The sequence below is a fragment of the Liquorilactobacillus capillatus DSM 19910 genome (genome assembly GCF_001434915.1).
GTDB lineage: Bacteria > Bacillota > Bacilli > Lactobacillales > Lactobacillaceae > Liquorilactobacillus > Liquorilactobacillus capillatus.
Genome location: NZ_AZEF01000004.1, coordinates 1 through 10574, shown reverse-complemented (window position 1 = coordinate 10574; position 10574 = coordinate 1). Strand labels below are relative to the sequence as shown.

15 protein-coding genes and 2 pseudogenes are annotated in these 10574 nt (G+C 36.6%); 14 read left to right on the top strand and 3 right to left on the bottom strand.

The window, feature by feature from the left end; genetic code table 11:
• The first annotated feature begins 131 nt into the window (after positions 1-131).
• The 3 genes and pseudogenes from FC81_RS00640 to FC81_RS10840 form a co-directional block, all read left to right on the top strand.
• Positions 132-1061: a replication initiation protein gene (locus FC81_RS00640; RefSeq protein ID WP_050340488.1), complete on the top strand. Its 930-nt coding sequence runs from the start codon at positions 132-134 to the stop codon at positions 1059-1061.
• Entirely contained in the window at positions 1054-1572 is a 519-nt protein-coding gene (locus FC81_RS00635) for a helix-turn-helix domain-containing protein (protein WP_001748066.1), read from the top strand. Before FC81_RS00640 ends, FC81_RS00635 begins: the two co-directional genes overlap by 8 nt.
• A gap of 199 nt (positions 1573-1771) precedes the next feature.
• Positions 1772-1861 (top strand): annotated as a pseudogene (locus FC81_RS10840) (IS30 family transposase); the annotation flags it as partial.
• Positions 1862-1902: 41 nt separating this feature from the next.
• Here the strand turns inward: FC81_RS10840 and FC81_RS00630 are convergent.
• A complete protein-coding gene (locus tag FC81_RS00630) occupies positions 1903-2370 on the bottom strand; it encodes a Dps family protein (RefSeq protein WP_003587210.1) in 468 nt (155 codons plus the stop codon).
• Between the two features lie 562 nt (positions 2371-2932).
• On the opposite strand from FC81_RS00630, the gene FC81_RS00625 reads away from it, so the two are divergent.
• The 9 genes and pseudogenes from FC81_RS00625 (at position 2933) to FC81_RS00595 (ending at position 7978) form a co-directional block, all read left to right on the top strand.
• Positions 2933-3577 (top strand): ArsR/SmtB family transcription factor, encoded by a 645-nt coding sequence (locus tag FC81_RS00625; protein WP_027822193.1) that lies wholly within the window; start codon positions 2933-2935, stop codon positions 3575-3577.
• A gap of 125 nt (positions 3578-3702) precedes the next feature.
• On the top strand, positions 3703-3984 hold the full coding sequence (locus FC81_RS00620) for a thioredoxin family protein (RefSeq protein ID WP_008855846.1): 282 nt from the start codon (positions 3703-3705) through the stop codon (positions 3982-3984).
• Positions 3985-3997: 13 nt separating this feature from the next.
• Positions 3998-4312 carry a thioredoxin gene (gene trxA / locus FC81_RS00615; protein ID WP_057741938.1) on the top strand — a complete coding sequence of 105 codons (315 nt, stop codon included), beginning with the start codon at positions 3998-4000 and terminating at the stop codon, positions 4310-4312.
• A 20-nt stretch (positions 4313-4332) separates the two neighbouring features.
• The gene (locus FC81_RS00610) at positions 4333-4656 is read left to right on the top strand and encodes a thioredoxin family protein (protein WP_006844823.1); all 324 of its coding nucleotides are present in this window, start codon (positions 4333-4335) and stop codon (positions 4654-4656) included.
• Positions 4656-4784: pseudogene (locus tag FC81_RS10700) on the top strand (aspartate racemase); the annotation flags it as partial. The gene FC81_RS00610 and the pseudogene FC81_RS10700, both read left to right, overlap by 1 nt.
• 90 nt (positions 4785-4874) lie before the next feature.
• Complete coding sequence (gene trxB / locus FC81_RS00605) at positions 4875-5819, top strand: thioredoxin-disulfide reductase (RefSeq protein ID WP_006844822.1); 945 nt, start codon at positions 4875-4877, stop codon at positions 5817-5819.
• 18 nt (positions 5820-5837) lie between these two features.
• On the top strand, positions 5838-6485 hold the full coding sequence (locus tag FC81_RS00600; RefSeq protein WP_006844821.1) for a DsbA family oxidoreductase: 648 nt from the start codon (positions 5838-5840) through the stop codon (positions 6483-6485).
• A 12-nt stretch (positions 6486-6497) separates the two neighbouring features.
• Positions 6498-6629: a hypothetical protein gene (locus FC81_RS11200; RefSeq protein ID WP_015474697.1), complete on the top strand. Its 132-nt coding sequence runs from the start codon at positions 6498-6500 to the stop codon at positions 6627-6629.
• A 17-nt stretch (positions 6630-6646) separates the two neighbouring features.
• Positions 6647-7978 carry a dihydrolipoyl dehydrogenase family protein gene (locus FC81_RS00595; protein WP_057741935.1) on the top strand — a complete coding sequence of 444 codons (1332 nt, stop codon included), beginning with the start codon at positions 6647-6649 and terminating at the stop codon, positions 7976-7978.
• Between the two features lie 118 nt (positions 7979-8096).
• Here the strand turns inward: FC81_RS00595 and FC81_RS00590 are convergent, their stop codons facing one another.
• Together FC81_RS00590 and FC81_RS00585 are read right to left on the bottom strand one after the other, a co-directional pair.
• Positions 8097-8453 (bottom strand): type II toxin-antitoxin system YafQ family toxin, encoded by a 357-nt coding sequence (locus FC81_RS00590; RefSeq protein ID WP_001748272.1) that lies wholly within the window; start codon positions 8451-8453, stop codon positions 8097-8099.
• Positions 8453-8731, bottom strand: coding sequence for a type II toxin-antitoxin system Phd/YefM family antitoxin (locus FC81_RS00585; RefSeq protein WP_003586674.1), 279 nt, complete (start codon positions 8729-8731; stop codon positions 8453-8455). The genes FC81_RS00590 and FC81_RS00585 overlap by 1 nt, the downstream gene beginning before the upstream one ends.
• A 76-nt stretch (positions 8732-8807) precedes the next feature.
• Here FC81_RS00585 and FC81_RS00580 point away from each other — a divergent pair, with 76 nt between their 5' ends.
• The gene (locus tag FC81_RS00580; RefSeq protein ID WP_056979562.1) at positions 8808-9395 is read left to right on the top strand and encodes a site-specific integrase; all 588 of its coding nucleotides are present in this window, start codon (positions 8808-8810) and stop codon (positions 9393-9395) included.
• Positions 9396-9752: 357 nt separating this feature from the next.
• The gene (locus FC81_RS00575; protein WP_010015136.1) at positions 9753-9965 is read left to right on the top strand and encodes a hypothetical protein; all 213 of its coding nucleotides are present in this window, start codon (positions 9753-9755) and stop codon (positions 9963-9965) included.
• Positions 9966-10574 lie beyond the last annotated feature (609 nt).

Genomic DNA, 10574 nt, shown 5'->3' with positions numbered 1-10574 from the left:
TTATAGATAGAGTTTTGTCTGTTTATAGATAGAGTTTTGTCTGTTTATAGATAGAGCTTTGTCTGTTTATAGATAGAGCTTTGTAGTATTATATATTCATAAAACCATATTCATTAAAAGAGGTGCTTCATTTGAGTAATGAAATTGTTAAATATGATCCTGAATTAAATACAATCCCACTTCGAAAATTCACTCCTGTTGAAATGAATTTATTCTTCTCAATAGTTTCTAGAATGCGTGACAAGGGTGACGAAACTGTAAGGTTTTCATTTGATCAATTAAAAGAATTAAGTGCATATAAACCTACAGCAAATAACCGATTTATTGACGATATTGAAAGTACTTATCAAAAAATTTTAGGCTTACGCTTTGGAAGACGTAGTAAAGATGGGCTGCATCGTGAATTTTTTGTTATGTTTACCGAATTTGAGATAAACGGCCATGCTGATGATCCTTATGTTGATATTAAAATTTACCCCAAAGCTATAAAATTATTAAATGAGCTGGAAAGTTGGGTTCGTTATGCTTTATCAGAATTCAGAGATTTAAAAAGTAGCTACGCAAAAACCATGTTTCGGTTACTAAAACAATTTAGAACTACTGGGTACGCTTACTTTTCAGTTGCAGACTTTAACGAGCTATTAGATGTCCCTAAAAGCTATAAAAGTAGCAATATAAATCAATCCGTTTTAAAACCCATCAAAGAGGAACTTACGCCTCTTTTTAGAGGCCTAACAGTTAGAAAAAAATATGGTAAAGGCCGCGGGAAACCAGTGATTGGGTATTCTTTTACTTGGAAGCCTGAAAAGAAAGACGCTAACGACTTCTCACAAGGTCAATTTCAAGATGAACGTCAAAAACTCTTTAACATTCAGCATAATGGTGAATTAACAGAACAGGAAAAATGGCGTGCCATTGATAAAGTTAAGGGGTTAACTCTAGGCTCTACTGAGAAACAAGCATTGGCTGATAAACAGGCCGAGCACGATAAAAAAATAAGAGATCAAGCAAGACAAGAAGCACTTGCTGAACTCCGAAAGGGGTTTGGAAATCATGCCTAAAACTATTAGAGAACTTGCTGATGAATTGGGCGTTTCAAAGCAGGCTATATGGCAAAAGATAAAAAGAGATGCGTCAATCGATTTACGTCAATTTACATCAACAAAAGGCAATACTGTTTACGTTGATGTTGATGGGCAAAAAGCTATTAAAGCAATGTTCTCAAACGATTCGTCAACAAGATACCGTCAACAAAAAGATGATGTTGACGACAACAAAAAAGATGCGGTTGATGGACAAGATGAAGTGAAATTCCTTCGAAATTTAGTATCAGAATTTCAATCTGAAAAGAAAGAGTTACATAAGTTACTAGATCAGCAACAAAGATTGGCCTTACAGGACAAACAACTGCTCGAAGAATACAAGGCAGAAATTAAGGACTTGAAAGCCTTAACGATGGCACCGCATGATAATAGTGAAAAAGAAGTGACGTCAGACAAACAACCGGAACCTGAAAATAGCACCCCGGAGTCACAACCTAAACCTAAAAAGTGGTGGCGTTTTGGTAAATAGTTACAACTAAAAAAGAAAAGAAGACTAGTTAAATAGCGGAAGATAAATTTGAACAATCTGTAGCTGCCAAGCTAAAGGGTGAGGGCTGGGACTGTCCCACAGATTATTCTGGTGGGTAGATGAACGCTGTTCGGACAAAAAAGATCAGCTTCCTTTAAAATGGTGTTTACCACAAACCCATCTTTTAGGAGCTGATCTTTTGTCTAGTATAACCTATTCCGAACGAATTAAAATCGAAACCTTTTGTGAACTAGGGCTGTCCAATATCCAAATGGGCGTTCGGATTAATTTTAAAATCTACCATAAGCCTACCGATTTTTTAATATTATTTTATTCATCAATTTCCGGAGCCGACCCAAGCTCTGCCTGAATCATCCAGATTTTCTTCTCAATTGCGGTTTTGAGACCAATGAAAATATCTTGGGTACTGAAGTCTTTTTCAACATCGGATACTTCAATGCCGTGTTGGTAAAGGTCTTCCAAGTAACGATAGCCATCAACTAAGTGTGCGAGGCGTTCTGGGGTTGTTTTGTCCCATTCACCAGGCCAGTCTTGAATCTTAGTGTTTTCGGCCATTTCTTTTAAGGTCGAGTAAGGACTGCCATCAAGCGCAATCAGCCGTTCAGAAATGACATCGAGTTGGCTGTCAATTTCTTCCATGAACTCATCCATCAAGGGGTGCAACTTCAAAAAGTTGGGTCCACGCATGTACCAATGCGTCTGATGGATAATCATTGACATCTGGCTCAAATCGGCAACGAGTTGATTTAATACTGCTTTGGTTTTCGTATATTTCATTAGATTGATCTCCTTTCGATATGGTTATTATAACATAGTGGTAGCTTAATCTGAAACGTTATACACTGGCAAATTAAGTTATTTATAGCCCGTAGAATTAAGTCGTTTTGAAAAGATGGAGACGTTATATGGTAGATTGTAAAATTAATCTACAATTGAATTTTATTTACCTTATGAAGATGTTCAAAACGCGTTAAAGGAAAGTGCGCAAAACCCCTTTATACGTACAAAGGATGAATGGGTAGTGGGTAACAATGAGTGTAAATTAAATAAGGCACAAAAAAGGATGCTTAAGGATAAAGAAATATATAATCATTTCAATTTAGAAAATATTCCCAGTTCCATCAAAACGGAGCTAAACAAGATAGTGCATGACATCGATGACTAATACTTTAACACCAAACAGAAAGGTGCTATGAATATATAGGGTCTATAATTATAGGATGACTCCTAAATCTAAAAAGACAAGGCCCATTAATTTATTAACTAATAATATTGAATTTCAATTTCATAGGAAAACTGGTAAACTATTCAACAAAATAGTTGAAAAGGTGGGAAGAAAATGTTTGAACAAGCAGTTAACTACAAAAATGGACTATATGAAGAACTATCTAAAATTGGTAAGGGGCTAAGCAGTGATCGACGATTAGAAATTCTTGATCTTTTAACTCAAGCACCCAAATCAGTTGAAACTATTGCCAACGGGGTCGGAATAAGTGTAGCTAACGCCTCACGCCATCTACAAATATTGAAGGACAGTCATCTGGTTAAAACAAAACGAAAAGGCAATCATATTATTTATAGCCTTAGTTCTCCCAAAATTAGTGATCTTGTGCACCTATTAACCGACATTGGCAACAGTGAACTTTCAGATATGAAAACAATTCAGGATAAATCAGACGCTCAAGATAACGTTAAAACCATTTCCTTAAAGCAAGCTCAAGAAGAATACAAAAATTGCTTTGTCCTTGATGTACGACCTTCTGATGAATATGCAGCAGGCCACATACAATCGGCAATTAATGTCCCATTGGAAACATTAAAAGAATCAATGCCCAAATTACCTAAAGATCAAAAAATTATTGTTTATTGCCGTGGAAGACTATGTGCTAATTCCAACATTGCCACACAGATCTTAAATAGAAATGGTTTTGACGCAGTTAGTTTAAATTCAAGTTACTATTATTGGAATAAAATAACAGAATAAACAGTTTAAGCACGATTTAGTCATTTATTGATTAAATCGTGCTTTTATATTGACTTACAAAAAGTATGTGATATCATTAAACTATTCAAGCAAACAATTGAATAGTTGAAAGGCAGTGACATAACTTGTCTACTATTGATAAAACGCTAACCTTAATTAATTTTGAGAATAATTGGTGCGCCCAGTGTTATACGCAGCGACCAATAATAAATAAGATTAGCCATGACTTTAATTCATATTTAAACGTTCGGGTAGTGAATTCAGATGCTCACCCAGAACTAGCAAAAAAATACAATGTTTATTCCGCACCCAGTACTATTTTGCTGCGTGATGGAAAAATCGTTGAAAAAATTACCCGTTTTATTGATCAATCACAATTAACAACTTTAATTAAATATTACCTATAAAGGAGCGACTCTTATGGTTAAGAACTTAACTGACAAAGACTTTGTGAAAGAAACTAGTACCGGTGTTACATTAACTGATTTTTGGGCTACTTGGTGTCCTCCATGTCGAATGCAAGGACCGATTATTGAACAACTTGATAAAGAAATTGGCGATAAAGTCAAAATCACTAAAATGGACGTAGATGCAAATCAAAAAACACCAATGACATTTGGAATTATGTCTATTCCAACCTTAATTATCAAAAAAGATGGCCAAGTAGTTGATAAGCTGGTTGGCCTCCACAGTAAGGACCAACTTAAAACCGTTCTTGCTCAATATACTAATTAGGTTAAGAGGGGAGAAGCTAAATGGAACAACTATCAGTAATGAATAAAAAAGAATTTGATAAAAAACTGAAGAATGGAAAATATATTTTAGTTTTTATAGCTTCTTGGTGCCCTGATTGTAGCTTTATCAAGCCTCATCTACCAGAAATTGAACAAGAATTCAAAGATTACACTTTCATCAGTGTCGATCGTGATGAGAATACCGAATTGGCTCAAGAACTAAATATCTTTGGTATTCCAAGCTTCGTTATTTTTAGAGATGGGCAAGAAATCGGAAGACTTGTCAATAAAGATCGGAAGACTAAAGAAGAAGTCGAAAACTTCATTACCAACACTATTAATTAATGAAGAATTTTTTAACTATTCTTGGCGGTATGGGGGCGTTAGCAACTGAAAGTTATGTCCGACTCCTTAATAAGAAAACTGAAACCCATAAAGACCAAGACCATTTAGATTATATAGTGGTTAACCATTATTGATGCACAAGAAGTCATTGTTAATCGTTCATTGGATAAGGGATTAGCGTTACGTGACGACTAATAAGTAGATTGGAGTGAAATTTAATGAGGAAATATGATGTAGTAGTGATTGGGGCCGGTCCTGGTGGAATGACCGCTGCCTTATATGCAGCACGAGCTAATTTAAATGTAGCAATGCTTGATCGCGGTATTTATGGTGGACAAATGAACAACACCGATGACATTGAAAACTACCCTGGTTTTACAACAATTAAGGGTCCTGAACTTGGTGAGAAAATGTATCAAGGAACCGTTAAGGCCGGAGTAAATTTTGTATATGGTGATGTCCAAAACGTTACCGTTGATGATCAACAAATGAAGCATATTCAAACCGATAGTGACGAGTTAGTAGCAAGCGCAGTAATTATTGCAACAGGATCTAATAATCGAAAATTAGGTGTACCAGGTGAAGAAAAGTTCTCCGGAAAAGGGGTTTCTTACTGTGCAGTATGTGATGGTTCTTTCTTTAAAGGAAAGAATGTTACTGTAGTTGGCGGTGGTGATTCAGCAATTTCTGAAGGATTGTACTTAGCTAATGTCACTGATGGAGTTAATGTCATTCATCGTCGCGATCAGTTACGGGCACAAAAGGTATTACAAAATCGTGCTTTTGATAACGATAAGATAGATTTCACTTGGAATACTAGTGTGACAGAGATTTTAGGTGATGAAAATCATGTTACTGGAGTAAAAATTCATAACAATCAGGTCGGTGATGATACAACTCTAGACACTGATGGAGTTTTCGTTTATGTCGGTAACTTTCCAAATAGCCAAATTTTCAATAATTTAAATATTACCGATCAAGCTGGTTGGATTATAACTAACGATCAAATGGAAACAACAATTCCTGGAATCTATGCAATTGGTGATGTCCGGCAAAAGCAACTGCGGCAAATTACAACTGCGGTTGGCGATGGTGGTATTGCTGGGCAAAACGCCTTTGAATATTTCGAAGCCATAAAGCATCGGCAAACGGTTAAAGATTAAAGAGAGGAAAATTACTTTATGGAAATCAAATATTGGTCAGACATTGCTTGCCCCTTTTGTTATATCGGTTCTAACCGAATGAAACGAGCAATGAAGGAAATTGGTATTTATGACACAACTGAATTAGAGTTCAAATCATTCGAGCTTAACCCTGCAACACCAAAGGAAACCGATGAAGGATACATTAATCACTTCACTCAGGGAAATAAGGCAATGGAGCCACAGGCCAAAAAGCAAATGGCTTACATCGAACAAATGGCGCATAACGATGGTCTACCAATGGATCTTGACAGTGTAGTACCTACAAATACTATGGATGCGCACCGGATTATTAAATTCGCAGAAGCTAAAAATGATCCTGATTTGACTGAACGAGTAATTAGACGCTTCTACCAAGTTTACTTTAGTGATGGTCAATCGATTTCTGACCATGATGTGCTATTAAATGCGGCAATGGAAGCTGGGCTTGCTAAAGACGAAGTAGAAAAAGTGCTTAATTCTAACCAATATCATCAAGCTGTGGTCAATGACGAGGCAGAGGCTCAACAATCCGGTATTCATGCTGCACCTTTTTTTGTAATCAATAATAAGTATGCAATTAGTGGTGCCCAACCATATGAAGTCTTTGTTAAAGCCTTAAAGCGAGTTCAAGAAGAAGAAAATTAGGAGGAATTTACGATGACCGAAGATAAGCCACAATTTAATACAATATTTGGCGATAATAATGATGCTGCTGTATGTGGGCCAGACGGTTGTAATATCGCTGAACATCAAAAGCAAACTGAGGATAAGAAGAAGAAAACAAAATAAATGGAGGGAAGCTATAAATGAAGTTTGACTACGTTGTTATTGGCAGTGGGCCATCAGTTTATCGTTTCCTATTGGGAATGCAGAATAGCGGAAAGAAAATCGCGGTTGTTGAAAAGAATCGGTTTGGCGGAATTTGCCCTAACGAAGGCTGCGAACCCAAGATTTTCTTAGAAGGAGCAGCACGAGCAACCTTAACTTCAATGCGTTTGCAAGGTAAGGGAATTACTCAACCAGCTAAGCTTGACTGGAAAGAACTTATTCAGCAAAAGAATAAGGCTATGGCGTCATTCCTAAATAATATGCAAAGTATGTATGAAGGCCTGGGTGCGACTACCATCAAGGGTGAAGCATCATTTGTTGATCAACATACCATTGAAGTTAATAATAAAAAAATCACTGCTGATAATTTTGTAATCGCAACCGGAAAAAAGCCGCATCCTCTTAACATTTCTGGCCACGAGTACCTACTTACTAGTACTAACCTTTTTGAACTCGAAGATACTCCAAAGAACGTCGCAATTATCGGAAGTGGTTACGTTGGTATGGAATTTGCTACATTGTTGTCTGCTGCCGGGGTTAAAGTAACAGTTATTGTCCGATCCGGCCAACCACTAGAGGGATTTTACAGCCAACACGTTCATCAGTTAGTTGATGAAATGAAAAACTCACTTGGTATTAATTTTATATTTAACACAAATGTTACAGCTGTTACCGAAGCACAAACTGGCTATGAGGTTCAATCAGCTAACGGCAACCTTGGCACTTTTGATAAAGTTATTAATGCCAGTGGTAGAGTTCCTGAAATTAATGCATTGAAACTTGATAATGCTGGTGTAGAGTACAGCAACCGCGGAATTAAAGTTGATAAATATTTGACCACATCAGCAAATAACATTTACGCAATGGGCGATATTGTTGATAAAACCGCACCAGCATTAACCTCTACGGCACAGTTTGAAGCAGACTACTTAAGTGCCTTACTTACTAATAAAACAACTGAACCTCTTAGGTACCCAGTAATTGGAACCGTTACGTTCACATTCCCCCAACTCGCTCAAGCTGGAATTAGTATTGATAAAGCAAAGGAAGACAGTAATTATTCAATTAAAGATATTGATATTACTCAAGGTGACTTTCTTTATGCTGGAACAGATGATCACGCACGATTATCATTAGTCTTTGACAAGCAAAATCATCTCGTGGGCGCTGCTGAAATTAGCCAAACAGCAGTAGATGATATCAATGCACTAATTCCTGTTATGGCAATTGATGTTGATCCAGAGGTTTGGAAAGAAAAGATGATAATGGCTTTCCCTGGTTTAGCATATAAAATTAGAACATTAATTTAACAACAAGAGGGTCTATTTTTAACAAATAGCCCCTCAAAATCATTGTTAAAATAACCCCCAATATCTATAATGTAGATGTTGGGGGTTATTTGTTTTTATATGGTATAAATGACTTCTCTTATTCGTCATTTTTTCGATACCTTTTGGAACGATTTTGACCAGGAAATAAACGATCATGCGATCCGACTCGAATGCCAATTAAGACTAGTTCATCTTTATCAATCGTATAAACCACCAGGACATCGTTAGTTTCGCTTGGTGTTTTGTTTTTCGGGGTATCTCGTAAGTGAAATTCATTATAACCGCTCATTCGCCGATTAAGCTCATGATCTTCAAATTCTGATGGTAATTGTTGTTGCTCAAGCAACAGGTCAATGGCTGCTCGAACTTCATCAATAATAGATTTGTCTAAACTGGCTAACCGTTTTAGATCAGCATTAAAAGTTGCACGTGGTTTAAATCTTAGTTTTTTCATTATTTAAACTGACCCCAATAATCATCATCTGATTCAACAATTTCATCGTCAGGTAAAACATGGCGTTTAATTAACTGATCACGTGCAATTGCATATTCTAACGAACCTTCTTTAGCTTTTAATGCTCTTTCTAGCCAGTCCATTTTTTCTTGTGAAACGATGGCTACTGCGCGACTATTTGAACGAGCAATATAAACGGTTTCGTCTTCGTCATTAACTTGATCTAAATATTTTTTTAGGTTAGCGCGAAAATCGCTCTGTGTTAGTGCTAATGTCATATTTACCGCCCTTTCATTGTACTTAATATTGTACTTTAATTTGTACTAAAAATCAATTTTTTAAGGAGCTAAAACTATGCAACAAGTTGTCTTACCCATCAAAGATTCAAATGTTCTCAAGGAGGTTCAAGATACCTTACTCAATAACTTTAAAGCTGGCCGGCGTAACTATACAGTTTTTCAAGTTGGCAAAGCGACACTGTTGCGAGTCAGTGATGTCATGCGCTTAAAACAAACCGATATTTTTAATCCGGACGGTTCTATTAAACAAAATGCGTTTATTCATGACCGAAAAACGGGTAAACCGAATACCTTGTACCTTAAACCTGTTCAAACAGAGCTCTTATTGTACCGTCAATGGCTGCTTGATCATCAGCTGGATTCTGAATGGCTCTTTCCTTCCATTCAACACCCAGAACGACATATTACGGAAAAACAGTTCTATAAAATCATGAGCAAGGTTGGCGATCTGTTAGGAATTAATTATCTAGGGACCCATACGATGCGTAAAACCGGGGCTTATCGCGTTTATACGCAATCCAATTACAATATTGGCTTAGTCATGAATCTGCTCAATCATTCCAGTGAAGCCATGACTTTAGCTTATTTAGGCTTAGACCAAGCCAGTACCGAAACTATGTTAGATCAAATTGATTTTGGTTAGTTTTATTTGGATTTTTAGTTGTTGCCGAAGGCAACTTCTGATACAAATCTTTAGCACAATAACACAACCAACTTTAGTTGTTGTGTGTAAGTGCGCATTGACCTCGTTTCACTCGGTCTGCTGATAACCATAGAATCGATTTTTTCCGTTGTTGAATGGAATGTATTCTTAATTCAATTTATGCTTACACTTAACTGAGTTTGTTATGCTTTAAATACTAAAAAAGTGTTGCAGATTACGCTGTTTTAAGCCAAAATTTTTTAATTGCTTTGTGCAGATAATTTTTATAAGCTTGGTAACAAATTTTGAATAACGGTGTTGTAAGATCTGTAAATCTAAACTGAAATCATTATTTTGATGTTAGGAGTCATTAAGATGGACGAAAAGAAAGTATTAAAACCCATTGATGAAATGCTTGCTGATCCTTGGCAAGTTGATATTCAAGAATTGTTTGAAGCTTCTGTCAATGAACCTGACGAGATTAAAAAGAATTTGTATGATTCCTTATACACTTATATTTTGCAAAAAAGACAAGAAGATATTATTAATCGTCCTGGCTTCGTTATTTAGCCCTCTAAAAGCCTGCTGAGGGCTTTTTATTTTTGCTTTGGTATAAATATATATAAACAGTCTCAAAATCGCTAGAAACGAGAAATAAGGCCCTTAAAAGCGAATATAGCAGTTAGATTCTTGTTAAGATTCAAAAAAACTAACTGTTTGCTGTCAATGGTAGCGGACGAGCGTAGCGTGGGAGCATAAGGAATTGACAGCTCTAAACCAGTCTTAACACTGAATTGGCGAAAGCCAAAGTTTCTATAAAACTTTGCTTTCCTGCCTAACGGCGAGTGAAAAAGCGGTCAAGCTGGTTCAGCTTGGACGGGGTTCGGGGCGTCAGCGCCCGAATTAATGTGGCTTGCCACACCTTTTAGGCAACGAACAGCGTGAGGCGCAAGGAGCATAGCGACTGGAGTTTAATGTGAGCCGGTTTTTGAGTCGCTCCTTTGTGTTTTTTATTTGAGGTTTGGCTCTGGTACAGTAGTACCTCTTTTAAACCTCTTTTATAAACCTCTTTTAAACCTCTTTTAGACCCCTCTTGAGGCTTACTCTCCCAAGACATACAGAAGTTTATAGATAGAGTTTTGTCTGTTTATAGATAGAGTTTTGTCTGTTTATAGATAG

Excerpts from the sequence above, each read along its gene's own strand:
- FC81_RS00630 (WP_003587210.1), bottom strand. The coding sequence starts at position 2,370 with ATGAAATATACGAAAACCAAAGCAGTATTAAATCAACTCGTTGCCGAT.
- FC81_RS11200 (WP_015474697.1), top strand. The coding sequence starts at position 6,498 with ATGACCGAAGATAAGCCACAATTTAATACAATATTTGGCGATAATAAT.
- trxA (WP_057741938.1), top strand. The coding sequence starts at position 3,998 with ATGGTTAAGAACTTAACTGACAAAGACTTTGTGAAAGAAACTAGTACC.
- FC81_RS00610 (WP_006844823.1), top strand. The coding sequence starts at position 4,333 with ATGGAACAACTATCAGTAATGAATAAAAAAGAATTTGATAAAAAACTG.
- FC81_RS00600 (WP_006844821.1), top strand. The coding sequence starts at position 5,838 with ATGGAAATCAAATATTGGTCAGACATTGCTTGCCCCTTTTGTTATATC.
- FC81_RS00595 (WP_057741935.1), top strand. The coding sequence starts at position 6,647 with ATGAAGTTTGACTACGTTGTTATTGGCAGTGGGCCATCAGTTTATCGT.
- trxB (WP_006844822.1), top strand. The coding sequence starts at position 4,875 with ATGAGGAAATATGATGTAGTAGTGATTGGGGCCGGTCCTGGTGGAATG.
- FC81_RS00580 (WP_056979562.1), top strand. The coding sequence starts at position 8,808 with ATGCAACAAGTTGTCTTACCCATCAAAGATTCAAATGTTCTCAAGGAG.
- FC81_RS00625 (WP_027822193.1), top strand. The coding sequence starts at position 2,933 with ATGTTTGAACAAGCAGTTAACTACAAAAATGGACTATATGAAGAACTA.
- FC81_RS00590 (WP_001748272.1), bottom strand. The coding sequence starts at position 8,453 with ATGAAAAAACTAAGATTTAAACCACGTGCAACTTTTAATGCTGATCTA.
- FC81_RS00575 (WP_010015136.1), top strand. The coding sequence starts at position 9,753 with ATGTTAGGAGTCATTAAGATGGACGAAAAGAAAGTATTAAAACCCATT.
- FC81_RS00585 (WP_003586674.1), bottom strand. The coding sequence starts at position 8,731 with ATGACATTAGCACTAACACAGAGCGATTTTCGCGCTAACCTAAAAAAA.
- FC81_RS00635 (WP_001748066.1), top strand. The coding sequence starts at position 1,054 with ATGCCTAAAACTATTAGAGAACTTGCTGATGAATTGGGCGTTTCAAAG.